At 38.6% G+C, this 26,399-nt stretch carries 26 protein-coding genes; 17 read left to right on the forward strand and 9 right to left on the reverse strand.

The window, feature by feature from the left end; genetic code table 11:
• Positions 1-99: 99 nt before the first annotated feature.
• Positions 100-2,238, reverse strand: coding sequence for a sigma 54-interacting transcriptional regulator (locus V7150_RS10335; RefSeq protein ID WP_335517234.1), 2,139 nt, complete (start codon positions 2,236-2,238; stop codon positions 100-102).
• 308 nt (positions 2,239-2,546) lie between these two features.
• Between V7150_RS10335 and V7150_RS10340 the strand changes: the two genes are divergently transcribed.
• From V7150_RS10340 to V7150_RS10390, 11 genes are all read left to right on the forward strand, one after another.
• On the forward strand, positions 2,547-3,332 hold the full coding sequence (locus V7150_RS10340; RefSeq protein WP_335517237.1) for an enoyl-CoA hydratase/isomerase family protein: 786 nt from the start codon (positions 2,547-2,549) through the stop codon (positions 3,330-3,332).
• 17 nt (positions 3,333-3,349) lie between these two features.
• Positions 3,350-3,568 carry an acetyl-CoA carboxylase biotin carboxyl carrier protein subunit gene (locus V7150_RS10345; RefSeq protein WP_335517241.1) on the forward strand — a complete coding sequence of 73 codons (219 nt, stop codon included), beginning with the start codon at positions 3,350-3,352 and terminating at the stop codon, positions 3,566-3,568.
• A 19-nt stretch (positions 3,569-3,587) separates the two neighbouring features.
• A complete protein-coding gene (locus V7150_RS10350; RefSeq protein ID WP_335517244.1) occupies positions 3,588-4,952 on the forward strand; it encodes an acyclic terpene utilization AtuA family protein in 1,365 nt (454 codons plus the stop codon).
• A gap of 3 nt (positions 4,953-4,955) precedes the next feature.
• A complete protein-coding gene (locus tag V7150_RS10355; RefSeq protein WP_335517247.1) occupies positions 4,956-5,306 on the forward strand; it encodes an AtuA-related protein in 351 nt (116 codons plus the stop codon).
• Between the two features lie 3 nt (positions 5,307-5,309).
• Positions 5,310-6,458, forward strand: coding sequence for an acyl-CoA dehydrogenase family protein (locus tag V7150_RS10360; protein WP_335517250.1), 1,149 nt, complete (start codon positions 5,310-5,312; stop codon positions 6,456-6,458).
• Between the two features lie 19 nt (positions 6,459-6,477).
• Positions 6,478-7,626, forward strand: a complete 1,149-nt coding sequence (locus V7150_RS10365; RefSeq protein WP_335517253.1) for an acyl-CoA dehydrogenase family protein — start codon at positions 6,478-6,480, stop codon at positions 7,624-7,626.
• A 44-nt stretch (positions 7,627-7,670) separates the two neighbouring features.
• Entirely contained in the window at positions 7,671-9,209 is a 1,539-nt protein-coding gene (locus V7150_RS10370; RefSeq protein ID WP_335517256.1) for an acyl-CoA carboxylase subunit beta, read from the forward strand.
• A gap of 35 nt (positions 9,210-9,244) precedes the next feature.
• Positions 9,245-10,762 (forward strand): o-succinylbenzoate--CoA ligase, encoded by a 1,518-nt coding sequence (menE, locus tag V7150_RS10375; protein ID WP_335517260.1) that lies wholly within the window; start codon positions 9,245-9,247, stop codon positions 10,760-10,762.
• Positions 10,763-10,782: 20 nt separating this feature from the next.
• Entirely contained in the window at positions 10,783-11,220 is a 438-nt protein-coding gene (locus tag V7150_RS10380; protein WP_335517265.1) for a MaoC/PaaZ C-terminal domain-containing protein, read from the forward strand.
• Between the two features lie 192 nt (positions 11,221-11,412).
• Positions 11,413-12,189, forward strand: coding sequence for an enoyl-CoA hydratase/isomerase family protein (locus tag V7150_RS10385; RefSeq protein ID WP_335517268.1), 777 nt, complete (start codon positions 11,413-11,415; stop codon positions 12,187-12,189).
• Positions 12,190-12,445: 256 nt separating this feature from the next.
• The gene (locus V7150_RS10390; RefSeq protein WP_335517271.1) at positions 12,446-12,739 is read left to right on the forward strand and encodes a hypothetical protein; all 294 of its coding nucleotides are present in this window, start codon (positions 12,446-12,448) and stop codon (positions 12,737-12,739) included.
• A gap of 153 nt (positions 12,740-12,892) precedes the next feature.
• Here the strand turns inward: V7150_RS10390 and V7150_RS10395 are convergent, their stop codons facing one another.
• The 4 genes from V7150_RS10395 to V7150_RS10410 form a co-directional block, all read right to left on the reverse strand.
• Positions 12,893-14,107 (reverse strand): amidohydrolase family protein, encoded by a 1,215-nt coding sequence (locus V7150_RS10395; protein ID WP_335517273.1) that lies wholly within the window; start codon positions 14,105-14,107, stop codon positions 12,893-12,895.
• Positions 14,108-14,113: 6 nt separating this feature from the next.
• A complete protein-coding gene (locus V7150_RS10400; RefSeq protein WP_335517275.1) occupies positions 14,114-15,202 on the reverse strand; it encodes a hypothetical protein in 1,089 nt (362 codons plus the stop codon).
• Positions 15,203-15,470: 268 nt separating this feature from the next.
• Complete coding sequence (locus V7150_RS10405; RefSeq protein WP_335517277.1) at positions 15,471-15,635, reverse strand: hypothetical protein; 165 nt, start codon at positions 15,633-15,635, stop codon at positions 15,471-15,473.
• A gap of 330 nt (positions 15,636-15,965) precedes the next feature.
• Positions 15,966-16,568 carry a cell wall hydrolase gene (locus V7150_RS10410; RefSeq protein WP_335517279.1) on the reverse strand — a complete coding sequence of 201 codons (603 nt, stop codon included), beginning with the start codon at positions 16,566-16,568 and terminating at the stop codon, positions 15,966-15,968.
• A gap of 670 nt (positions 16,569-17,238) precedes the next feature.
• On the opposite strand from V7150_RS10410, the gene V7150_RS10415 reads away from it, so the two are divergent.
• The 3 genes from V7150_RS10415 (at position 17,239) to V7150_RS10425 (ending at position 19,285) form a co-directional block, all read left to right on the forward strand.
• Positions 17,239-18,048 (forward strand): MBL fold metallo-hydrolase, encoded by an 810-nt coding sequence (locus V7150_RS10415; RefSeq protein ID WP_335517281.1) that lies wholly within the window; start codon positions 17,239-17,241, stop codon positions 18,046-18,048.
• A gap of 214 nt (positions 18,049-18,262) precedes the next feature.
• Positions 18,263-18,604 carry a flagellar basal body rod protein gene (locus tag V7150_RS10420; protein ID WP_335517284.1) on the forward strand — a complete coding sequence of 114 codons (342 nt, stop codon included), beginning with the start codon at positions 18,263-18,265 and terminating at the stop codon, positions 18,602-18,604.
• Positions 18,605-18,625: 21 nt separating this feature from the next.
• On the forward strand, positions 18,626-19,285 hold the full coding sequence (locus V7150_RS10425) for a PspA/IM30 family protein (protein WP_335517287.1): 660 nt from the start codon (positions 18,626-18,628) through the stop codon (positions 19,283-19,285).
• Between the two features lie 135 nt (positions 19,286-19,420).
• Here the strand turns inward: V7150_RS10425 and V7150_RS10430 are convergent, their stop codons facing one another.
• Positions 19,421-19,924, reverse strand: a complete 504-nt coding sequence (locus V7150_RS10430; protein WP_335517306.1) for a DUF421 domain-containing protein — start codon at positions 19,922-19,924, stop codon at positions 19,421-19,423.
• Between V7150_RS10430 and V7150_RS10435 the strand changes: the two genes are divergently transcribed.
• Positions 19,839-20,027 (forward strand): hypothetical protein, encoded by a 189-nt coding sequence (locus V7150_RS10435; RefSeq protein ID WP_335517308.1) that lies wholly within the window; start codon positions 19,839-19,841, stop codon positions 20,025-20,027. The two genes, V7150_RS10430 and V7150_RS10435, sit on opposite strands and share 86 nt — an antisense overlap.
• 310 nt (positions 20,028-20,337) lie before the next feature.
• Here the strand turns inward: V7150_RS10435 and V7150_RS10440 are convergent, their stop codons facing one another.
• Positions 20,338-21,120 carry a Cof-type HAD-IIB family hydrolase gene (locus V7150_RS10440; protein ID WP_335517290.1) on the reverse strand — a complete coding sequence of 261 codons (783 nt, stop codon included), beginning with the start codon at positions 21,118-21,120 and terminating at the stop codon, positions 20,338-20,340.
• Between the two features lie 181 nt (positions 21,121-21,301).
• On the opposite strand from V7150_RS10440, the gene V7150_RS10445 reads away from it, so the two are divergent.
• On the forward strand, positions 21,302-22,576 hold the full coding sequence (locus tag V7150_RS10445; RefSeq protein ID WP_335517293.1) for an L-cysteine desulfidase family protein: 1,275 nt from the start codon (positions 21,302-21,304) through the stop codon (positions 22,574-22,576).
• Between the two features lie 168 nt (positions 22,577-22,744).
• Here V7150_RS10445 and V7150_RS10450 read toward each other — a convergent pair whose 3' ends face one another.
• Together V7150_RS10450 and V7150_RS10455 are read right to left on the reverse strand one after the other, a co-directional pair.
• Positions 22,745-22,948, reverse strand: coding sequence for a hypothetical protein (locus tag V7150_RS10450; RefSeq protein WP_335517296.1), 204 nt, complete (start codon positions 22,946-22,948; stop codon positions 22,745-22,747).
• Between the two features lie 160 nt (positions 22,949-23,108).
• Positions 23,109-24,176, reverse strand: a complete 1,068-nt coding sequence (locus tag V7150_RS10455; RefSeq protein WP_335517298.1) for a sulfite oxidase — start codon at positions 24,174-24,176, stop codon at positions 23,109-23,111.
• A gap of 438 nt (positions 24,177-24,614) precedes the next feature.
• Between V7150_RS10455 and V7150_RS10460 the strand changes: the two genes are divergently transcribed.
• Positions 24,615-26,255, forward strand: a complete 1,641-nt coding sequence (locus V7150_RS10460) for a M4 family metallopeptidase (RefSeq protein ID WP_335517303.1) — start codon at positions 24,615-24,617, stop codon at positions 26,253-26,255.
• Positions 26,256-26,399 lie beyond the last annotated feature (144 nt).

Here is a 26,399-nt window from a genome sequence, read left to right on the forward strand (position 1 = left end):
AAACAACCATATGGCCAGCTGCCCATATGGTTGTTTCAATTATCATTGGACTATGAGGATTTTCCAGCTCCAGCGTCCAGTCAAGGCAATTTCGCATTTCTAGGTTGAGGTTATCTTAAACTCAAACTCTTCTATAATTTTATATTTTTTCATTTTCTGGTAAAGCGTTGTCCTGCTGATTCCCAATATTTCTGCAGTTTTTGTGCGGTTTCCGTGGCATTTCTTTAAGGCCTGGAGGATAATTTCTCTCTCAGTCTGGCTAATGGATTGCTTCCTATTAATAGTAAAATCGGAATCTGTCTTTTTTAATAATGGAGGAGAAGCTGGTCCATCAATTAAATTCAACTCTTTAGGCAGATGCTCCAACTGAATCAAATTGGATTGACAAAAATAGAATGCTCGTTCCAAAACATTTTCCAATTGCCTTATATTCCCTGGCCAATGGTATTGCTGAAAACTCTTAATCACTTCTTGGGAAACACTAATGATGTTTTTGCTTGTTTTACGATTAATCTTATTGATAAAATGATTGCACAATAAGGGAACATCATCCAGCCTGTCTTTTAAAGGCGGGATGTGTAAATGGATAACATGGATACGGTAATAGAGATCCTCTCTGAATTTTCCTAGTTTAACTAGCTCGGCTAAGTCTTTATTTGTTGCTGAAATAATTCGGACGTTTACCTTTGTTGTTTTGGTTGCACCAATTCTTTCAAACTCTTGTTCTTGTAGGACTCTTAATAGCTTTACTTGTAAGGATAGAGGCATATCCCCAATTTCATCTAGAAAAAGCGTTCCATTATCGGCTAATTCAAATTTACCAGGTTTGCCCCCTTTTTTCGCCCCAGTAAAAGCGCCATCCGCATAACCAAAGAATTCCGATTCCAATAATTCTTCAGGGATGGCCCCGCAATTAACCTTAATAAAGGTTCCTTTTCGACCAGATATCGTATGAATGCCTTCTGCAAACAATTCTTTGCCAGTGCCACTTTCACCAGTTATCAAAACATTGGATAAAGATTTTCCGGCGATGACAGCATCTTGTTTAAATTCTTTCATTTGAGGATTCTGTGAGATGACATGGGCAAATGAGTTCGTATCTTTAGAGATACGGAATAATTCACCACGGTAATAAGAAATTTCGCTTTCTAATTTTTCCATATGTAACAGGATATCTCTCCAAGCATCCAGCTGCCGGAAGATGATTTTAAATATAGCCCCTAGTCTTTGCCCATCTTGATAAATGGGCATTTGCGCAACAATGCATTTTTTATCATTGATTTGAATGAGTTCACCATCAATTTCTTTATCAAACATCAGACTGAGGTGCGAGGGGATCTGTGGTGCAACTTTTGTAATAGGGGTTCCAAGGATTTCATCCTGATAATCATTAGCGAAGAGATCCTTGAACCCTTTATTGACCATGGTAATATGTCCATGTTGATCGGTAACAGCCACCCCGTCATAAGCCAGTTCAAGGGCACTGTCCAAAATTTTCTTTAATCGGTTGGTCGTTTCTAATTCATTAGCAATGATTTCATAGGAAGTGACATCCCGTAATACGACCATTGCCCCGGTAACCTTGTTCATTTCTCTGATGGGGATAAAAGATGCAATGACGGATAGGTCTTCAAAACTGATTCTTTTTGCATTCTGAATTTCCCCGGTTTTCAACGTTTCAATCAACCATCTTCTAAAATGGGGAAGAAACCGATCAATAGGTGAATTCATTAATGACTTGCCATTTAGTCGAAGCAGGTCGAGGGCAACTTGATTAAACGTTGTAATTTTCAAATTTGAATTAACTGAAATGACAGCATCCTGAAGGTTTTCAACTAGAGACTTCATTCGGTGCAGGGTATCAGCTAATACAGTCATGTTAGAGTTTACCAAATCTAATTTCGACATGATGCCATATACTTTCTGATGTTTGTCAAGAACTACAGCTTGGCTGACATTTCCTTCGATCATTATCTCTCTTGCTTCTAATAATGACTGATCCTTTTGAATGGTGACAACATTTTTTTTGATAAGTGGTCGAATAGGAGAATCGAGTGGGTAATTATTCAGCAATGCTCGGTAAATGGCATTTTTATGAATGATGCCGAGTAAATTCTTGTCAGTGGTTACACAGCCGATGTCCACCCGATGTGTAAGAAATGCTGATATGGCTTCACGAATCGTACTATCAAGGGTTAAATTGACAAAATTAACGGTTGTAAAGCTGCTAACATTCAAAAATCCATCACACCTTTAATAGTCTGAAAATTATTATTTTTCTTATAACAATTATTATAACGGCTACATGAAATTTATACAAACGCTACATTGTAAACTTCTCTTAACACCTGTTCACTTTTGTACGCAAGCGTTCACACCTCATTATCTTTCTTCATGGTTTGTAAAAGAAGTTTTGGATGAAATTCACGATTATAGCATGAGTTGAGGGCAATAGAGGGAAGGAATGATTTTACTAAAAATTGGCACAGTTATTGCAAGATAAATGGATAGTGATGTAACAACATCAAAACGAAAGAGGTGAGTGCATGATCTATGAAACAATCCTTTATGAAGAGTTTGAAAGCGTTGCTAAAGTGACGTTGAATTTACCTGAAATGAGAAATCCACTAACTGAAAAATCGACTAAAGAACTAATTCATGCCATCACGGAAGCAGACAAGGACCCAAATATTAGAGCCATCATCCTTACGGGGGCCGGAAAAGCCTTCTCTGCCGGAGGAAATATAAATGAGTTCAAAAAAACCCTAGAAAAAACGGCCCCGGAGCTTTATGTTGAAGGGCGGGAGAGTACTGAATTGTTCAAGCTGGGTACTGAGGTCACAACCCCATTAATTGCAAGTGTAAATGGTCCGGCATTAGGAGGAGGAACGGGGCTTGTCGCGATGTGCCATCTTGCCGTCGCCTCAACCACGGCAAAGTTAGGGTTGACGGAACTTAAGCTCGGGCTGGTTCCATTTGTCATCATGCCTTGGGTACGGCGTGCCGTAGGTGAGCGAAAAATGATGGAGATGATGCTCACTGCTGAAATCTTGTCAGCAGAACAGGCAAAAGAAATTAACTTGGTTCATCGGGTTGTCAATCCGGATGATCTTGAGACCGAAACAATGAAACTTGCAAACAAAGTCGCCAGTTTCAGTCCACTGGCAGTAAAGTTAAGTTTTGATGCATTTTTCAATACAGAACAGATGGATATGCAGAAGTCATTTGATTATTTAACGACATTAAGACTAGTGTCCTTTATGAGTGAAGATGTAAAAGAAGGGGCAACTGCTTTTCTTGAAAAGCGGGAGCCAATATGGGGCGGAAAATAAAAGAGGGAGTGATTGAAATGGTAGAAATTTTATCTAATATGGCAGGAAGCGTGTGGAAAATTAAGGTGAAAGAAAATGATGTGGTGAAGGAAGGCGATGTATTAATCATTCTGGAGTCAATGAAAATGGAAATCCCGATTGAAGCGACACACAGCGGGGTGGTAGCTTCGATTAGCACCAAAGAAGGAGAGTTTGTCCAAGAAGGTGATTGTCTTGTAAAGATTAGTAACGATTAATAGCGGGAGGGCATATTTGATGAAAAAAGTAAGGATCGGTGCTGCCCAAGGGTTTTATGGAGACACCATAGAAGCTGCTGTTGCAACAGCGGTGAAAGGTGACGTTCAATACCTTTGTTTCGATGCTTTAGCTGAACTGACAATGGCTATTTTGGTAAAGGATAAACGGAAAAATGAAAACGCTGGTTTTACAAAAGATATCCCACAGCAGATGAAAGATTTGCTTCCTTATGTTAAGGAAAAAGGGATTAAGCTTTTAACAAATGGCGGTGGAATTAATCCAATAGGAGCCCAACAGGAAATCCTGCGGGTCGCAAGGGAATTGGGAGTGAGCGGTTTAAAAGTCGCTGTCGTAACAGGGGATAATGTATTGGACAGAATCCCAGAATTTCTTGAGAAAGGGCATCCCTTGAATCATTTAGAAACGGAGAAATCGATTGAGGATGTAAAAGAAAGGCTCGAATTTGCTAATGCTTATATCGGGGCAGAGCCAATTGTTAAGGCATTGGAAGGTGGTGCTGATATCGTTGTAACAGGAAGGACAACTGATACTGCCCAGTTCCTTGCTCCGCTGATTTATGAATTTGGCTGGAGTCCGGACGAGTGGGATAAGCTGGCAAGCGGAGTCTTTATGGGGCATTTATTGGAGTGTTCAGCACAATCAACAGGTGGAAATTTTAGCGGAAACTGGTGGGAAATTGAAGGATTTGACCGAATGGGATATCCGATTGCGGAGGTTTCCGAAAATGGTAATTTTATCATCAGTAAAGTAGAAGATCGAGGCGGTTTAGTAACCGTTGATACGGTTAAAGAACAGATGCTCTATGAGATACATGACCCTTCGGCCTATATTACACCAGATGTCATCGTCGATTTAACCAATGTCAAATTAGAAAATGCTGGAGCCAATAAAGTCAGTGTAACAGGAGTAAAAGGAAAACCAAGGACGGATACCTTGAAAGTAGTCATGGGTTATGAAAATGGCTATGCAAGCCAGGTCATCGTCGGATTTTCATGGCCTGATGCAATGTTGAAAGCGAAGAAAGTCGATGAAATCATTCGTATCCAATTGGAGAGATATGGCTTGAATTATCAGGAGGTTAGAACAGATTTTATGGGCTATAACTCCTTGAGTGGTCCTCTTGCACATGACAGTCAAAGTGAATTAAATGAAGTATTCTTACGAATGGTTGTTCGTGCAGAGACAAAGCAGGAAGCAGCCCGTTTTAGCCGACTCTTTCCTCCAATCGCATTAAATGGTCCTCCATCCATGAGTGGATTTGCAGGTAATGCTTCTCCAAGAGCTTTGATAGGTATGTGGTCAACGCTGCTTCCACGGGAAGAGGTTGAAAATCAAATGAAAGTAGAAGTCGTGGAGGTGTAATGAATGGCAATTGTAAAGCTGAAGGATATTGCCCAAACACGGTCTGGCGATAAAGGGAACACAGTGAATGTCGGAGTATTTGCTCCAAATCAAGCAATCTATCAAGTTTTTTTAACAGAGTTGACAGCTGAAAGGATAAAAGAACATTTTACTGGACTTGTAGAAGGAGAAGTTATTCGTTACGAATTGCCTAATATCCTTGCTTTGAATTTTGTTTGCACTGAGGCATTAAATGGTGGGGGCTCCACCACTCTCCGGCTCGATAACCTGGGAAAATGCTTTGGCGCCAATATGCTTCGGTTAGAAATTGAAATAGATGATCAATTATTGAAAGTAAAAAAAAGAGGTGAGTAGGGTATGCCGTATGAACCATATTTTACAGAGGAACATGACCAGCTAAGGAATATGATCCGAAAATTTGTTGAAAAGGAGATTTCCCCTTTTGTCGATGAATGGGAAGAGGAAGGCATTTTTCCACGGTCCGTATTTTCAAGAATGGGTGAACTGGGATTATTAGGACTGCATTATCCAGAGTCGGTTGGCGGTCAAGGAGGAGATTATTTTTCCGGTCTTGTCCTTGCCGAAGAATTGAACAAATGCGGCTGCGGAGGATTGCCAATGGCAATCGCTGTCCAAACAGATATGGCAACCCCTCCTATCTATAAGTTTGGGACGAAAGACCAGCATGAGCGTTTCTTGAAACCTGCCTTAAAGGGGGAGAAGATTGCAGCTATTGGTATTTCAGAACCCAACAATGGCTCGGATGTAATGGGTATCCAAACGAGAGCAAGGCGTGTTGGAGACGAATGGGTTATCAACGGGACAAAAACGTTTATAACGAATGGAACGAGGGCAGATTTTGTGACCTTGGTTACAAGAACTTCTGACGATCCTGGACCAAATGGAATCAGCCTTTTCCTTGTTGAAACAAATCGCCCCGGATTCTCTGTCGGTAAAAAGCTGGATAAAGTGGGAATGCGTTCCTCTGATACCGCAGAACTAATTTTTGATAATGTGCGTATTCCACATGAAAATTTATTAGGAGAAGAAGGCAGAGGTTTTTATCAAATCATGTGGCAGCTTCAAGGGGAGAGAATGATTGGAGCAGCTGGTGCAATTGGTTGTGCCGAGCATGTTTATGAAATGGCATTGAAGTATGCGAAGACCAGGAATGCCTTTAAGCAGCCAATTGGAAATTTTCAAGTGATTGCCCACTTGCTGGCAGAAATGAAGACCCAAATCGAGGTTTGCCGTGAACTGACTTATGCGACCGCCTACAGGTTCTCAAAAGGAGAAGTTCCTTCAAAGGAAATTTCGATGACTAAATTGGCTGCCGCCCAAATGGGGCATTGGGTAGCGGACAGAGCACTGCAAATATTTGGAGGCAATGGTTATATGGATGAATACCCAATTGAACGAGCCTGGAGAGATAGCAGATTGGCTCGAATTGGCGGCGGTACCGATGAAATTATGAAAGAGATTATCGCAAAACAAATCGGTTTGTAAAAAAGGGAGAGGGGTATTCATGTCGCATTGGATGTTTACTGAAGAACATGAAATGTTTCGTAAAAGTGTCAGAGCATTTATTGAAAAAGAAGTGGTTCCAAATGTCGAGAAGTGGGAAAGAGACGAGGAAACACCAAGAAGTTTGTATAAAAGAATGGGAGAATTAGGATACCTAGGCATCAAGTTTCCTGAAGAGTATGGCGGAAGCGGGCTGGATTTGATGATGGAAGCCGTGTTCACGGAAGAGTTGGCAAAATGTGGTGCAGGTGGAGTTGCAGCAGCAATTGGATCCCATACGTCGATTGCAATGACGAATATTTGGAAATATGGAAGCCATGAGCAAAAACAAAAATACTTAGTTCCAGGAATTAAAGGTGAATTAATTGCAGCACTTGCCATAACAGAATCTAGTGGTGGATCAGATGTATCTGCAATTAAAACAACAGCTAAAAGAGATGGCGATTATTACATCTTAACAGGATCCAAAACATATATCACAAATGGAGTCAATGCTGATTATGTGATTGTTGCAGCAAGAACGAGGGAGGATCCTGTCCATCGAAATGTGAGTTTATTTATTGTTGAAACGAATTCAGAAGGATATTCCGTTGGTAAAAAGCTGAAAAAATTAGGGTGGCGTTCATCTGATACTAGCGAAATTTTCTTTGAGAATGTGAAAGTTCCAAGGGAAAACTTAATCGGAAATGAAAATGAGGGTTTTCTTTATGTAATGAAAAATTTTCAATATGAAAGAATGACGATGGCTTTGGGCTGTATCGGTGCAGCAGAGAAAGCTTTAGAGCTGGCCATTAAATACAGTAAAGAAAGGATTCAGTTCAAACAGCCGTTATCAGAGTTCCAAGTGATTCGCCATAAACTGGTGGACATGGCGGTTGATATAGAAAAAGCGAGGAACATCACTTATCGTGCAATTTACTTATACAACAAAGGTGAAAACTGTGTGACGGAGGCAACAATGGCAAAAGTGTATGCAACGGAAATGGTTAATCGAGTGGCTGACCAGGCATTGCAAATACATGGAGGGAATGGCTATATGATGGAATACCCGATCCAGCGGATATGGCGTGATGCCCGTATCCAAACAATTGGAGGCGGAACAACACAAATCATGTATGAAATTTTGACAAAACGGTTGGAAATCCTCTAATAACCAGCCTATGAAAATAGTAATTTAATATATGAAAAGGGAAGGTGTATGTATTGGAACGGGAACAAAAATTGCTTGCGGTAAGAGAGCGAATTTATCAGGGTGGACCTGATCATGAAAAAATCAAGAAATTGGGGAAATTATTTGTTCGTGATCGATTGAAACTTTATTTTGATGATGAACAGCCCTATTACGAAACTGGATTATTTGCAAATGCAAATAAAGAAAAGCTCCCTGCAGACGGAGTAGTAACAGGAACGGGAAAAATAGATAATCGCTTAACTTTTTTTATGGCGAGTGATTATACGGTCAAGGCAGGGTCAATTGGTAAATACCATGGTGAAAAAATATTGAGAATTCAGGAGGCAGCAATCCGCGGGCGCCGTCCGATTGTATACTTAATTGATTCTTCTGGCGGTCGTATTGACGAAGCAGTCGGCTACCATGTAGAGAAATACTCGGCAGGTAAAATTTGGTACAACCACAGCATGCTTTCAGGTCGTGTCCCACAAATCGCTGTCCTTTATGGACCATGTTTCGCAGGAACGGCCTATATGCCTGTATTTTCTGATTTTGTAATTATGGTCGACAAAATTTCAGGAATGGCGATTGCATCACCGAGAATGGTTCAAATGGCAACAGGGCAAGAAGTTGATATTGAAGAGCTCGGTGGTGCGACGATGCATACATCGAAGAGCGGCTCGGCTGATTTTATTGCCAAATCTGAAGAGGAAGCTGCCGAAATTGTAAAAAAACTGCTTGCATATTTACCTGATCATTTTGAGGCAAAAGCGCCTAGTTTTCCTGTAGTAGAACCAAGCCGAAATCCGCAAGAAATAGACCACATTATTCCGATGGAGCCTAACCGAGCCTATGATGTTCGTAAATTAATTGAAGCAATTGTCGATGGTAATAGTTTCTTAGAGGTGAAAGCAAATTATGCCAAAGAACTAGTTACAGGTTTTGCAAGATTGAATGGGAAGACAGTCGGAATCGTCGCTAACCAACCGATGCAAAAAGGAGGAGCAATTTTCCCTGAATCGTCGGATAAAGGGGCAAAATTTGTTTGGACATGTGATGCCTACAATATTCCACTTCTTTATTTATGTGACACTCCTGGCTTTATGGTCGGAACGAAGGTGGAGCAGGAGGGAATCTTAAGAAAAGGGCGGAATTTCATTTATGCTAGTTCCACTGCAAATGTTCCGAAAATGTGTGTTATTGTTCGAAAAGCATATGGAGCAGGTATTTATGCGATGGCGGGCCCAGCGTATGAACCGGATACAACGATTGCGCTGCCGTCTGCTGAAATCGCAATAATGGGACCAGAAGCAGCAGTCAATGCGGTTTATTATAATAAAATCAAGGCGGTAACTGATCCACAAGAAAGAGCCGCACTGGTACAAGAACTACGAGAAGAATACAGGGCAGGATATGACATTGTTAAGTTGTCAGGGGAGCTTGTTGTTGATGATCTTGTTATCCCAAGTGAATTACGAAAAGAACTAATCAGGAGATACGAGACGTTTGAAAATAAAGACTTTCCACTTCCAGCAAAGAAACATTCCACCATTTTAAGCTAGTAGTATAGAAGATTTCAATTAGGAGCTGATGAGAAATGGTTAAGGGAATTGGAAACTGGATTGTTAAGCATAGTAAGTCACGCCCAGACAGTATGGCAATTGTTTACAATGAAAAAAGATATACTTATGCAGAATTAAATGAAAGGGTAAATCGTCTTGCCAATGCACTCCTTTCTTTGGGGGTAAGAAAAAGTGACCGGGTCAACGCGCTTTTATTCAATACGAATGAGATGCTTGAGTCAATGTTTGCTTGTGCAAAAATTGGCGCTATCTTTGTTCCTATCAACTTCCGATTGAGTGTCGATGAAGTCCACTATATTGTAAATGATTCAAGGGGCTATCATTTTATATATGATGGCAGGATGAAACCATTGGTCGATCAATTGCGGACCCAAAATTCAAGTTTGCTAGAATACATCCACGTTGGCAGCGATCCTCATGAAGAGGATTCTGTCTACGAAGATTTAATTGCTGACGCTGCAAATGAAGAACCTGAATTTGATATCCGACTAGATGATATTCATATGATGATGTATACATCTGGTACAACAGGCAGACCGAAAGGCGCCTTGTTATCTCATGGGAATACGCAGTGGAATGCTATTAACTTCATTAATACTATTGCATTTGATTACAGCGATAGTACCTTATCTGTTGCGCCATTGTTCCATATCGGTGGAATGAGTGTCATAACAACACCATTACTTTATGTAGGTGGCACCATCTTTTTGGAAGACCAGTTTGTTCCAAATCGCGTGATGCAAAAAATTCATGATGAGAGAATCACCAGTATTTTCCTCGTTCCAGCTATGTGGCAAGCGTTAACAACCGTCGAAAATTTTGGAGCATACGATATTTCTTCACTCAGATTGGCAGTTTCTGGAGGCGCGCCATGTCCGATAACGGTGATTGAATTCTTTCAAAAACGGGATATTCCGTTTTATGAAGGCTTTGGCCTGACAGAAACAGCTCCATTTGTCTGTATCCTCGACAAAGAAAATACGGTTCTCAAAAATGGCTCAGTCGGAAAAGCGCCAATCCATACCAATGTCCGTATTGTTGACCCAAATGACCGAGATGTGCCACCTGGAGAAGTTGGTGAACTAATTGTTAATGGTCCAAACGTGATGGTAGGATACTGGAATAAACCGGCAGAAACGAAGGAGGCCATTAAAAATGACTGGTTTTATACAGGTGACTTGGCGAAATTCGATGAAGAAGGTTTTATTTATATTGTCGACCGCAAGAAGGATATGATCATTACAGGCGGGGAGAACGTCTATCCTATTGAAATTGAGCAGCTTTTATTTCGTCATCCGAAAATAAAGGAGGCTGCTGTTGTTGGTTATCCAGATGAAAAATGGGGAGAATCGATTAAAGCAATCATTGCTTTAAAAGATAGTAGTCAGCCATTATCCGCCTTAGATGTGGAAACCTTTTTATATGGAAAAATTGCCAAGTTTAAAATCCCTAAGAAGATAGAAATTGTCGATGCTTTGCCGCGCAATGCAACTGGAAAAATTTTAAAAACAGTCTTAAGACAGAAAGCTTAAGTGGGAGAGAGGGGATTAACATGTACGATAAATATTTTGAAAATTACGAAATAGGAGAACGATGGAAGTCCAGAGGTCGGACGATTACCGAGACAGATATCGTCATGTTTTCATCTCTTACGGGTGACTTTTACCCATTGCACACGGACATAGAATACGCAAAGAATTCTTTTTTTAAGCAAAGGATTGCCCATGGGATGTTGGTTCTTTCTTTTGCAGTAGGTCTAACGAAAATGGACCCGGATATCGTTGTAGCGAATTATGGAATTGATAAGCTTCGGTTTATTCATCCAGTATTCATTAACGATACCATCCATGTAGAGCTAGAAGTCATCGACCTTATGGATAAAGACAACGGAACAGGAGTTGTGACAGTAAAACAGACTGTCCTCAAGCAAACAGGTGAACCGTGCATCATTGGAATCTCAAAAGCATTAATAAACAAAGAAAAACAGTAAGCCTGTATAGAGGATGTGACAAAGTACTCTAATGGTTGTTTGTGTCTTTTTATTCCTAACTGCTTATTGGGAGGAAAGTAGAATGAGAGATAGGACACCAGTCTATAGTTGAAACACATTCATTTTAAAGCAATGATTCCCTAGTGATAAAAAATATGCAAATAGAATTTAAGAAATCAGGAGGAATCTCGGATGGAACCACCTGTATTATTTAAGAAAGTAGGAAATAAAGCGTATATTACTTTTAATCGTCCACATGCATTGAATGCAATGACACCGGAAGGTTTTGAAATGGTTGGCAGTTATTTTCTTGAGGCACAGCATGACAGTGATATCCGTGTTATCATCCTGACTGGTACAGGAGAAAAAGCATTCTGTTCGGGTGCGGATTTGAAAGAAACCATTCCATTAATAATTGAAGGAAAACTTGATCCAGAAAAAACAGAATCTGCGGTACTAAAAAATGTTCCTGTTTGGAAACCAATTATTGCAGCGGTTAATGGTTTTTGCCTTGCAGGTGGGATGGAAATATTGGAGGCAACCGATATACGGATTGCATCCGAGGAGGCACGATTCGGTCTTCCTGAACCTAAATGGTCAATCATGGCTGCGGCTGGCTCACTTGTAAGACTAGTAAGGCAAATTCCATATTGCCGAGCAATGGAAATCTTGATTACAGGAGAACAGATAACCGCTCAAGAGGCAAAAGAAATTGGTCTAATTAATAAAGTAGTACCAAAGGGAAATTTAATGGAGGAAGTAGAAAGAGTTGCTGACATAATATGCAATAATGGCCCAATAGCCGTCCAAAACACAAAAAAAGCAGTCCTCCGTTTACTAAATTTACCGATGGATCTTGCTTTCCGTGAAGAGTGGAGATATTCAGAGGAGGCATTTAAGAGCGAAGATTCGCGTGAAGGAATCCGGGCTTTTGCTGAAAAGCGTACACCGAATTTTATTGGGAAGTAGTAATGGATCAAACACCTTATTAATATTAGGATTTTCTGGAACAGGAACCACTCAGTGGGGGGAGAATAGTCGATGGAATTTAAAAAATTAGATAAAATTTTCACAGCTAAATAAAACAAATAATTAAGGGACCGTTCAAGGAAGGTCCTATTGCTTTTGCCTTAAAAATACATGAGAATTTTTTTATTGGAATGATACTTCATTATCACCTGTCCATTATTTCTAGAATAGTATATAGAAAAGGTGGTGATGAAAAATGAGCGTTACACTCTCAGGCTGGATGCTTTATACAATGTGGGCAGTATTTGGACTTATGAGCATTAATCTTCTTATCACTTTATTACAAACATTTATGAAGGGGTCTTTCGATTTATCTTTTGTATTAGATTATTTGAAGGATGTTTTATACTATGTCTTGCCATTAAACATTATTGCAGCAATGACTCCAATGGATCCAACTAACTGGACACTTGTTATTTTTTATTACATTGGCGGTATCGCTGTTATTCTCAAGTATTTAATGGACATCAAAAATAGTTTCAATAAATAATAAGGATTGTGGGTCTTCCTTCATGGAAGGCCTTTTTCATTGTTAATTAAAAGCCGAGTGGTCAAAAGTGCTTTACCGAGCCTGCCATTATTAGCTTTTGAAACATATTTGTTAGATGTAATTATTTTTCTGGAATATGCAAAATATGGATCACTATCCACGATCAATCAATTTTACTCCCCGATAAAATACTTTTTTAATTTGATCAATCTCTGTTATTTCTAACCCGGGTATTCCCTCAGCAACTAAAAAATTTGCCTCCAATCCAGGTTCCAGCCGTCCAAACACATGATTTTTTCCAAGAATAGTAGCTGGGTTAGCAGTTAGCAATGCTAAGATCTCATTTTCTTCAACACCTTGATGCTGTAAAAGATGCATAGTGGGGTGGGCAATGAGCATTAAGACTTCTGGACCTTTTAAGGTTTGGTCTTGAAAGGGTAGCCAAGATACACCCTTATATGGAGGAAGATAAGAATCTGTTGATATAGATACAGGAATTTTCTTATCTACAAACCTTAAAATTTCTTCAGGAGAATTTGGCGGCAGATGGGTACCTCCCATTGGTGTAGCCACAATCTTGACCCCTTGTTGGGCCACACTTTCTATTTGCTTAGCCGTAATACCATGTGCATGGTGCAAAACATCAATCCCTGCCTTCAAAGCCAAATCGATGCCTTCTTCACCAGCGACATGACAGCCAATTTGTTTTCCAAATCGGTGATAGATATCGACAATCTTTTTTAACTTATCTAATGAATAAATAATTTCTCCTGCTCTTGGAACTTCCTTTTCAGTGAAATTGGCGGGAGTTGCATTTATGAAGATGTTTTCACCGGGATAATCACTTGCTGCAGCGATTTTTGTTACGATAGACGTATCGATTAAATCCTTTTGTTCAACTGCTTTTGACTGTGTCACTGACGTAAAATGAGCAAATTTTTCAAAACCGATGGAGATGCTTGTCGTAGCGAACGAAACATCAATCGGCAATTGTTTCACTGCATTTTGATAATCCTCTATTGAAAAATCACAAAGTGGATGGCCGCAGATTTGTTCACCAAGTGCCGTAATTCCACATGATAAGGCATGGAAAAGGATGGATCTACCTGCCCAAAAATGCGTCTCGGGTGTCACCGGGTATAGTGAACTTGGGGCGAATTCCAATAAATGGGTGTGACAATCAATTAAAGCTGGGGTAATGATAGATTCAGAGCAATCAATTACATCTATTGTCGGGAATTTTTCCTTCAAACTCTCCCAGTGTCCAACCGCAATAATTTTACCATTATAAATTATCATGGCTCCTTGTTCAATGGTACCAAGGTTACTCACTGTCACCATTTTCTTTCCGCGTATCATGTATGTCATCATTTCTCACACCAAAAATGGAGTTAAAAAGTATCCGAGTACACATGCAGTAATAAAACGAAGAACCATTCCAATAATCGCTGCTCCCAATACTTCTCGTTCATTGAGTCCGGATGATTCAGCCCATGTGACTGGAACCTGGCCAAATATAACCGATAATGGCAAACCGGAATTGGCTAACACAAAAGAGCCGACAACTAACCGCGGGTCAATGGTGCTGGCAAGGTCCGCGAGCTGGGCAACGGCAAGTGTTGGGGCGGCGAGAATGGAGACAATTCCTGTGCTTGGTTCAATACTTAAATAAGTGAGCAGGGATGATAAACTTGATTCAATAACACTCCAAATACCAATAAATTTTAAGGCACCGATAAAGAAAAACACTGCCGCAACTGCTGGAATGATGATTAAGAATAAAAGTTCGGCCCCTTCTTTTGCAGATGAAAAAATGGTTTGCAAAGATCTGGTGTTTGGTGTGAAACGAGGCAATTCCTCAAGGTCGACTTTCTTGGTATCACGGTAGATGGTCCTTGATAAAATAAACGGTACGACAATTATTGGAACAAAGATGGATAGAATTACGAGCGGAAAGGCAGTAATATTGAAGGCAGTTAGTGCGATCAGTCCTAATACAAAGGTGGCAAACGACTGTGGAGATTGAATCATCGCAGCGACTGCAATTTTTTGTTCTGCTTTCGTTGCCTTCGCTTTGACAAGGATCGGACCGGCAATTTTTCCAGCAGCGTTAATATCACCAAGGATATTGTACACACTTGGAATAATTACCGAGGGATTTATCTTAAACCACTTCATAATAGGCACAAAAATTCGAATTAAACCATCTGTAAATCCTAATCTTTCCAAAAGTCGGCCAACGATCACGCTTACAATAATGGCAATGCCAACTTCGCTTGTTAGAAAAATATCGACGACGATTGGTTTGACTTCTTTAATTATGGTATTAAATAACTCGGACAGTGAATGAGGTGCGAATAAGAGAAGAAATAAGGAACCGAAAACTAATAGTATCCCAATCACTTCAAAGAGCTGCCACTTGGACCTAGTGGTTTTTGGGATAGGGGCTTGGTTTTTCTCCATAAACAGACCTCCCAGACATTTTAAAATAGCCTATGTATGGGAGAGAATGATGTGTATGTCTAGGCAGGAAAATATCTCATGGAAAAACAGCGTATTGGAACCCAGCTCCTGTTATTCTAGCCTGTTATTTACTAAAAAATATCGGACAGTAAAAAAATTTGGTAGGACTATTTTAATGTTTATGTTGAACTTGAAGATATTCATTTCTATTGAGTTGGAAAAAAGACCGAGACTGGTCTTTTTTCCATATTCATTCCAGCGTTAATTGTTATTGACCAGACTCACTAGAATTATCTTCAGTTTGAGAACCATCATCGGTTTGTTCTGTTTTCGTATCATCCGTTTCCGAACTAGTGTTAGAGCATGCAGTTGCAGCTCCAAGAACCATCAATGCTGACATCAAAGCAAATAACCACTTCTTTAAAGTTTTCATTATTATTCCTCCTTGATCGCTTGAAATTTTTAATACAGTAGTATCATACAAGCTTTCGAGGAAAAAAAGAGCTAATTTTCCATATCTTTACACTACGTAACCGTATCATTAATTTTCTGTCATATTTCTAACTGTATATTTACAGATTTTTCACGCGATTTACAAATGATTTAGTCTTAGAAGGGAAATAAGTATTGTAAAAATTGGTATGGAAATCATGCTTTCTATACATGGGATTCTTGACAAGTTTCATAAACCTGAGGAATGATATTTGTTCTACAAAATAATTGAAAGGATTTCTTTTTTTCTCTTTTTCAAATCGTACAGAACCTATTGTTTAAAAACATGATTACCAATAACGAGAGTTGTTTCTCTGGAATCGAGCCAACGACTAGTAGCAATGTCCGGATTATAGAAGAACAACGATCCTGCTGCTACATTTCGGTTCTCTTTCACTGCCTCGTGTACTGCTTTGATAGAATCCTCATCAGCAGGTTTATTAATTTGCCCATTTTGAACCGGCTGAAATTGCCCCTTTTCATAAATGACTTCTTTTATCGTGTTAGGAAAGGACGGGTTATCCACTCTATTTAAGACTACGCAGGCAACAGCAATTTTTCCTTGATAAGGTTCACTCTCAGCTTCAGCCCTAACCAATCTTGCCAGAAGGTCTATTTCGTACTCAGAGTATCCTACTATTATTTCTGGTTTTGCCGGTTCCGGTTCTGGATTATTTGTATGAACAGTTTGACCAACAAAGATCAAATCAAGATTTTCAATTTGTGGGTTAAGCCTTGATAATTCTTGTAAAGTTAGATTGTTTTCTTTGGCAATCTTTGTCATCGTGTCCCCACTTTTAACGGTATAAGCAAAAGTTGGAGATGCAAATAAGAGTGTTGCTAGTACTGTTAGTATGGCAATTAGTTTTTTCATTGTTCTATTCCTCCTAATTGATTTCTAATGAATCTCTTATTAGTTTCTATTTCTATGAATTTAAGCAATAGAATAGTATTACAGTTTTATTACATAGAAAAAGAGAATCTCTTTTTAAGCTAAAAGGAACCGATGGCTATTGACGTTAATGCATCTAAAAACCAAGCAGGATGAAAATAGAGGTACCCAATAGGAGTATTGGAGCTCGATTTGATGAAAAGAGCGAGAGAAAGGTATCCAATAAGGGTTATTGGAGCCTGCTTCGATAAAAAAAGCGAGAGAAGGGTTTCAAATAGGAGTGATTAGAGCCCGTTTCAAAGAAAAAAATCGAGGAAAAGGTATCCCATAGAGGCTATTGGAGCCTGTTCGTTGAAAAAAGTGAGAGAAAGGAATCCAATAGGGTTGATTAGAATCCGAAACGAAATTGCAGGAAAAAACTCTGTTACGAATAGAAGTCATTATGGGTAGATTTTTTCACAAATGCCAAAACGTTATTTAGAAAATGAATCTAAACGAATGATTGATTATTCATTCATTTTCGGGTACTATTAAATAGATAATTCAGAATATTATAAATGAGTTATAAATCCAATTTCATCCAGCTACTAGCCCAAGGTGACGGTGAATCCCTCGAGGTTAATTCATGAAAAAGGAGTGAACATGAAGAATCATGATACAAGTGTTTACCAATGAAGATGTTATGTGTTTAAAGGGGGATATTAAAAGTTCGGGACTTATATTAGGAACGGTTTATTCTTTTTTAGTTGATGGAATGTTAATTGATACAGGGCCACAGCGTCTGGAAACAAATCTCATACCTTTTTATGAGAATCTTTGCTTTGAATTGGTAGCATTGACTCATAGCCATGAGGACCATTCTGGTTTAGCCCCTTGGATTCAGAAGTATAGAAATGTTCCAATATTTGTACATCCAAAGGGTATCAGAATTTGTGCCGAACCTAGTCCCTATCCAAAGTATCGCCAAATTACCTGGGGAGTGAGGTCAGAATTTAATGCCTTGCCGCTTGGAGATGTGATTCAATCGCGCAGTCAAGAATGGAAAGTCATCTATACCCCAGGCCATGCTGATGATCATGTCGCTCTTCTTGATGTAGAAAGAGGCCGATTGTTTTCAGGTGATTTATTCGTAACTAAGAAAACGAAAGTCATTATGGACAGTGAATCTATTCCCATCATTATCGATTCCATTCGCAGGCTGCTTACCTATGATTTTCAAGCGCTGTTTTGCTCTCATGCTGGATACATCCAAAATGGAAAAAGCATGATGAAGCAAAAGTTAGATTATCTTGAGAATCTATCCGGTGAAGTGGGACATCTTTACAAGGAAGGTTGCTCGATCGAGGAAATTAATCAAAAGATCTTTCCGAAAAAATACCCAATTGTGGCTTTTTCCGAAGGACAATGGGATTCGCGGCATATTGTTTCTTCTATTGTTTCTGGAATTAGCAATGGAATCTAATAAATGTTAATTCAAGGACTAACCAATTTAGGGGTGGTCCTTTTTCTATGTTGTCACTGGAACCACTCACAGTTTGTTAGTCCTGCATCAGCTACGTCTCAGGTCCGATAGAAAAATCAAGCTCAAGCGCAATTATGAAACGTGTTGGAAAAAGGTAAGATGGAATCAAGATAAGGAAAAATAATTGATTAGCAATATAAAGGAGGAAAATAAAATGAAAAAATTTGGTTTACTTTTAGCTGGTGGCCTTGCAGCGATCATCTTAGTCGAAACGATTGGCCCCATTGTTGGATTACTTATTAGTCTGGCGATTCTATATTTCATTTTTAAACAGTTTTTAAAGACGGAATCAACAGGTTGGAAAATCGGGTTAATTATCATCGGCTTAATGGTACTTTCAGCGACGATCTTCCAAATACCAGCTCTTATTGGAGTGGGTGCTGCCTATGTGCTCTATCTTGTTTATAAAAATTGGAACAAAAAGGCGGCTTCGAAAATTGAAACGGATCCATTTGTTAGTTTTGAAAAACAATGGAACGAAATAAAAAAATATTAATTATAAAAGGAGAATTTGAACATGACAAACCTATTTACAAGAATAAAAGATATCATCATTGCTGATTTAAATGAAACTCTTCATCAAAAAGAAAAACAAAATCCGATTGTTAAACTCAATCAATACCTTCGCCAATGTGAGCAGGAAACAGCAAAGGTTGGCAAATTAGTTGAACGTCAATCCCAATTAAAGGATGAATTCACTAGAGAGTATATCCTGGCAATGGAAGTAGCCGAAAAAAGAAAGTACCAAGCGGAAATTGCCTTAAAAGCAGGGGAAGAAGAGATCAGCCAATTCGCAGCAACAGAGCATCAGCAATATTCAGAGCGTGCGCAGCGCCTAAAAGCTTCACTAGCACAAGTATCCGAACAGTTAAGTGAATTAGAAAGAAAACATGAAGAAATGAAACAAAAATTAAAGGATATGCATCTTCGCCGGATGGAATTAATGGGCCGAGAAAATGTAACACGTGCTAACCTCGGCATGAACCAAGTGTTAGAATCTGATTCATACTCACCACAATCTAATTCAAAGTTTAAGGACATTGAAAACTATCTAGACCGATTAGAACAGAAGGTGAACAGTTCCTTCCACCGCAGCACCATTGATGCAAAATTAGCGCAGATAGAAAAGGAAATGGTTAGTCAGGATAGCAAACCTTTAAACCTAATAAAAGATTAAACATTGAATGGACTGTGATGATCGGACTCACAGTCCTTTTTCTGGCTTGGCTGTCCTTGGTGGAAAACTCGAGTGTTTACTTTAGTCAAAGTATTCTTAATAAATTTATGTGATTGCGGTAATTGAAAACAGCTTCTATTCAAGATCGATAGCCGAGGTTAATTTATCATTATATATATCAATAAATAAAGTACCTGTAGAGGAAATGACGGCATATTGAACATCCTTAAGCTCTAGGTTTCTTTGATTTAATTGGTTAATGAGCCAATTATTGGAATGATGAGCGTTAAAATTCTTTTCGATCATTTTTCCATTCATGATGAGCTCTTTCGGAATGATGACATCATTATTTTTTATAGTAGGATTAAAATCTTGTTTCGTCGTATTCTGATATTTTGTCTTCTTCATAACAGATAACTTTCCGCTCACTTCCAAGATGGCAAACTCCACTTCAACTATATCAAATATTCCCAATTCTCTCAGCTGTTGATTTAAATCATCAAGGGTATACCTAATTTTTTTCATGTTACAATCGAGGATTTTTCCCTTATCAATGACAACAGTAGGCCTACCCGATAACCATTTTCGAAATATCCTATTTTTGGAAGAAATAAGAGAAAATGAAAAAAAGAGCAGAATTAGTGTAAAAAAAGCAGTGAGCATAGGCAAAAATTTTAATTTTAAATCAAATCCCATGTTGGCAATAAAAGAACCTAAAGTAATTGAAAATGCAAAATTATAAAGGTTAATATGTGAGTTGATTTGTTTTCCAAACCATAAAAAACAAGTCATTAAGATTAAGATGGATACGACTGTGCGGAGTATTGTATAAACTACCTCTTCCATTACGATTCATCCTCAATGTTTAATCATGAATATCTTTCCATTACGTACTTGAAATAGAAAATTACATCCCAGAAATTCGTTTTTATTGTAGGAAAATCCAATGATAAATAAACCTTTTTATTTAATATGTGCCGATTAGCTACTATTTATTTTGTGTTTTCTTTTTGATTTTATGAACCCTTTTTTGTTTTGGAAATGCCGATAAGTTAAATTAAACCAATACGTTCTAAACCGTATCGTACTCCATCTTCTTCGGCGGAAAGTGTGACCATATTGGCTGCTTGTTTCACTTCATCCTGGGCAGACCCCATGGCCACTCCCATTCCTACAAAAGAAAGCATTTCAATATCATTCAGACCATCCCCAAATGCAACTGCTTCATCAGGAGCAATGCCGAGTTTTTCTAATAATTTTGTAAGACCCACTGCTTTGTTTGATTTGGTTAAATTCACATCACATGTTCTAGCTCCAATAGAGGTCCACCTTCTGAAATCTAATTCCGGAATCTTTGATTGGTAGGTTACCTCTTCCTCTACATCACAATGAAGGAACAATTGATAAATATCTTGTTCCATCCAAAATTGAGGCGGCGCAAGTTCAGGCTTCCATGGATTTTGGAGATACGCCTCCAATACGAATGGATGGCTTAAATCAGTAGCTTTAAAGCTCCTACCACCTAAAAAAGTAAGTGGATGATGATAATCATTAGACAAAAGATGTATCTTATATAATATTTGTTTCTCAATTGCACTCTTGTAAATCTCTTTTCCTTCATGGTAGACATAGGCACCATTAAAAAAGACCAAAGAGTCTACTCCTGTTTCCTCAATAATTGACCCTGAAAAATAAGGGGGTCTCCCCGTAGCAATGACAACTTTCATATTTTTATCTCTTAACTGCTGGATCGCATCCTTTGTGGGATGACTAATTGATTTTCCATGTGGAAGGATGGTTCCGTCTATATCTAAGATGACAACCTTGTAGTTCATAAAACACTCTCCTAAGATGTTAATCTTGCTTTGTTAAGTATGAATATCCCAAGCAAGTATAACATTTTTTCATAAAAGTTTGAGAATCAAGGATCATATATAAGCAAAGAAAAAGACTAAAAAACTAAGGTGCTATTATGATAAAATGTTAGAAACGTTATCTTGAAGCAGGGGGCTCGAAATGGGGAAGCACAAAATATTGGCCGTTTTAGAAAAAGAATTAGTAATTGCACTTGGTTGTACAGAGCCAGTTGCAATTGCATTGGCAGCAGCAACGGCAAAGAGCAATGCAAGTGGTCAAATTCAGGCAATAAGTGTTAAAGCAAGCGGAAATATTATTAAAAATGCAAAATCAGTTGGGATTCCGGGAATGTCAGCAAAAGGTCTTGAATTCGCAGCTGCCCTTGGAGCCGTTGCTGGGAATCCAAATAAAAAATTAGAAATTTTAGATGGGCTCACTAAAGAGGATGAACGGACGGCATTAAATCTCATTGAAGCAGGTAAAGTAACTGCCGGTCAAGCGGATACACCAAAAAGACTTTATATTGAAGTCATTGTAGAAACAGATCAGAAGACCTCTAGGGTGGTAATTTCTGATAATCATAGCAATATCACCTTAATCGAAGTAGATGGGAATGCTGTGTATCTTGGCGGATGTGAGAATATCGGAATTCAAACCGATGAAGAGGAATTGGAAGCCCTGACAATTGATGAAATATATGAATGGGTGTTAACTGCGGACCTTAACGATTTAGCTCTTGTAAGAAAGAGTATCGAATTAAATAAAATTATTGGATTAGAAGGGCTTTCTGGAGATTATGGTTTAAATGTTGGTAATACGATAAAAGAAAATGTAAAAAAAGGAATTCTATCTGATGATTTGGCCACTGCGGCAATGTCCCTTGCCGCAGCAGGTTCAGATGCGAGAATGGCAGGTTCAACACTTCCTGTGATGGCGAATACCGGGAGTGGAAATCAGGGTATTGCTGTTACACTTCCTGTTGTTGCCGCAGCCGAAAAGCTGCAAGTATCCGAGGAAAAGATGATTCGAGCTGTTGCCCTTAGCCATCTAATAACCATTCATATCAAATCTAATTTTGGCCGTCTTTCTGCATTATGCGGTGTAACCGCTGCCGGGATGGGGGCGAGTGGAGCGATAGTTTATTTACTAAATGGAGGTCTTCAGCAAATTAAGGCAGCGATTCAAAATACAATTGGCAATGTATCAGGAATGATTTGTGATGGGGCTAAGGCCGGCTGTGCCATGAAGGTCTCAACGTGTTCAAATGTTGCTGTCCAGTCAGCTCTATTAGCACTTAATCATCAAGAAATAAAATCAACTGATGGTTTTATTCACGATGATGTTGAAAAAAGTATTGAAAGCTTCTGTAAACTTGGAAACGAAGGTACACATCAAACAGATGAACTCATTTTAAAATTAATGCTGGAAAAATAATGGCATGGTTATTTTTTACTTTGATATTGTGATTAGAAAGTAGAATATTCAAAAGGAATATGAAAATGATTTTTTCGAAATGTCAATGGAGCTGACGTTTCACGATCGTCTAGAATCTCCAAAATGGAAAGCCTTTTTTATGCAAAAGAGCACAAAAAAGGCTTTTGTTTACTTTTTTATGGGGGGATTGTTGATATCAACATGAAAAGGAAGAGAATGGTCTTCTTTGTCAGGTCCATAAAACTGCTCTTGAATTTCCAGATTTGCAGTATCTACTTCAGAATCTCCTTTAATATTCCTGTATCCAGAATCATAAAAAAAATCATCCATTTTTTGATTTGCCTCAATCGCTTCATTTTCCTTATTTTTCATGCACAAACACCTCCTCAAATTAATTTTTCCCATTCTACTGTAAAAGAACAATTTTTTTATTCTTCCTATATAGTTTTACAAACAAAAAAACACCGTGGTGTCTTTGGTGTCCGCTAATTAAAGCCTTTGTAAAATAATTAGATTGACATAGAAACGAAAGCTATTTTTCTATTTGTATCTTAACCATTGAAACTTCATTATATCCGTATCCATTACGATTCCAGAATGCTTTATCAGGCTGTGATCGGCCAAATGAATCAAAGGCACGTACCATGATGTTGTACTCGTAATTTTTTTCGAAAACATAGGAACAAGACCACTTCACCCATTGATATTTTTGAGGTGTGTCATGAAGGTGGATGGTTTTCCAAGTTTCTCCATTATCAAAACTGATCTCAACAGAAGTAATTACGCCTTCGCCTGTCCAAGCTAAGCCAGTTATCTCATGTATTCCAGGTTTTAGGATTTGCAGGTCACGCGGTTGTTGAATGATGGAATTAACACGGTTAGTAGTCACAGGAAATGAATTTTTATCTTGATCCTTATGAGGATAATAGACATAGTCATTTGACTGGAAAGGACCGGAAAAATGATGATTCAATACACGTATTGTTTTTAACCATTTCACTGATGCCATCCCATACCAGCCTGGAACAATTAATCGAAATGGAAAACCGTGTTTTGGACTAAGCAGGTTCTGATTATGTTCCCATGCGACAATTACATTAGGCTCGAACGCTTTTTCAAGCGGAAGACTTCTTTCAAAATGAACGCGCTCTTCATTCTTAAGTCCGGAATCTTCCCCTAGAAAAGCAACTTCACGTGCTCCGGCATTGATTTCAGTGAAGGATAGGAGATAAGAGAGCGGTACCCCCTTCCATACACCTTGGCTTATTGCTCCCTCTGTCCATTGTTCACCAAATACCTTTGGCTCGAAATAAGCCCGCTTGTTTCCGGAACATTCTATTAAGGAGGTCACGGTTCGGGAGGGCATAGAGATGATTTGATTGTAATGTAAAGTAACAGGGGTTTTTACATAACCTGTGATGGTTAGAAAGTAAGGCTGAATCGGAATCGCAGGATATGGAAAATGATTTCTTCGAAATGTTAAAGGACTTGGAGTTACATTTTCTTTTAGAAAATGAATAGGAGTCTCCTGGTTTTCGGGACTTAAACTACGTGTGATCAGGTGCGGCTTTGCATTAAAAATGCGATCACTTTGATACAAAAAATCCTCTCCTTTCTATTTTAAAATGTATTAGACAAATAAGAATATTATCCTTATATTCCTTTTTAAATCTAAATATAAATCTAGCACTTTAATGTTATTTGAGTTTACGCTCGAATCAGGTCAGTCACCCGCTTTTATGAAGAGTGGCTTTTTATATGCTTCAGGGATTTTCCTGCGTTCTTAAGCTTTAATGCACTGGGAGACAAGTCCCGTTTTTAATAGTTCTTTCTTTACCTATTTTTCTCCTTAAAATAGGTCGCTGGATTTATCTCAGGGAACATAAATGATCAATTTATGAGTATTTGTCCTTCATTTTTCATATAAAATGCCTTTCTAACGAAACTAGTAATTTGTAATAAGATAATTCTAATTAATCATGCAATTATGAATATTTAGTTTTATACTAATTTTAATTTACGTTAAGGAGGTAATTTTTTGAAGAAGAAGTTAATTATTCCAGTTGTGTTATCAACAGCACTTTTAGCAGGGGCCATTCCATTTAGTAATGTACTAGCTAAACAACCTGAGGCAAGCGTTATACAAAAATGGAATGAAAATGCGAATGTACCGATTTTTGTTAAAGAGAAGCATGTAGAAAAACGCACTACTAGTAATGCGACTGATGCCCTTAACTATTTAGAAGAAAAGAAAAATAAAATAGGAATCAGTAATCCCAAGACGATTTTAAAAGAAAAAACTGCGTTAAAAGATAATCTCGGTATGACACATGTTCGTTTTAATCAAACCAAAAATGGAGTACCGGTAGAAGGTGCTGAAGTTATTGTCCACTATAATGAAAAGAATGAGGTAGTCGCGGTAAATGGTTCCGTAAACAAGGATGTAGATGAAGGATCACTAAATATAACACCAGATGTAAGCAGTGAAAAGGCATTGGAGGCAGCGAAGTCTTCTGTTGAGGCTCCAGCTCAATTGCAATATGATCCCACAACTGAACTTGTAGTCTATCCATTTGAGGGGAAATATAATTTAGCCTTTAAAGTTAATGTCAACTTCCTGGGTGAAAAGCCTGGAAACTGGTTTGTCTTTGTGGATGCACATTCAGGAGAGGTCATTGATCAATATAATGCCATAATGGACGCAGATGATATCAAATCGCAAACTGGAAATGGGACAGGAGTATTAGGAGCACATAGACTTCTACATATATCTCAAAGTAAAAATCCTAATGAAGGTACAGTCTTTCAATTAGCAGATTATGCCCATGAAGGCTTAGGTGGAATATTTACCTATGATGCACCAACAGGTTCATTATTTACTAGTAATAGTGCATCATTCAAAACGGATTATGACCGAGCTGCAGTCGATGCTCATTATAATTCAGAAAAGGTCTACGACTATTACCTTGATGAACACGGCAGGAATTCGTTAGATGATAAAGGCATGGCCATCAAATCTTTTGTTCATTTTGGAACGAACTATAACAACGCTTTTTGGGATGGTCGTCAAATGACATATGGTGATGGAGATGGCTCATTCATGATTTCTCTTTCGGCTGGCCTTGATGTAGCTGCTCATGAAATGACACATGGCGTTACGACGAATACGGCTAATTTACAATATCGTTTTCAGTCTGGGGCACTAAACGAAGCTTTTTCTGATATCTTTGGTGCATTAATCGATGATGCCAATTGGGAAATTGGCGAAGATATTATGGGTCCCGGTGCCAAAGCTAGCGGCAGAGAATCGTTGCGCAGCTTAAGTAATCCAAGTAAATATTCAGTGAATGCAGCCTATGTACCATATGGAAATGGAAAAGGGAAATATCCTTCTCATATGAATGAGTTCTATGATCTTCCACGTAATTTAGATAATGGCGGAGTTCACATTAATTCCTCCATCATCAACCATGCTGCCTACCAAACGGCACAGGAAATTGGACGTGAAAAACTTGGTAAAATTTACTACCGAGCCCTAACTACTTACTTAACCCCAACTTCTAATTTTAGTCAGGCCAGAATGGCAATCATTCAATCAGCTGCCGACCTTTATGGTGAAGGAAGTTCTGAAGCAGCAGCTGCTGCCAGTGGTTTTGATAAAGTAGGAATTTTAGAATAAATAGTAGATTTCCAAAGCTTAGGGAACAGTGATAGTGACTGTTCTCTAAGCTTTTGTTATTTATTTAAGAGGATTGTCATTTTTTTATTACAAAAGCTGTTAGAAGATTTAAGTTTTCAAAAAAACTAGCTGAGTATATAGAAC

Origin of the sequence: Neobacillus drentensis (assembly GCF_036965245.1) — a bacterium.
Lineage (GTDB): Bacteria > Bacillota > Bacilli > Bacillales > Cytobacillaceae > Neobacillus > Neobacillus drentensis_G.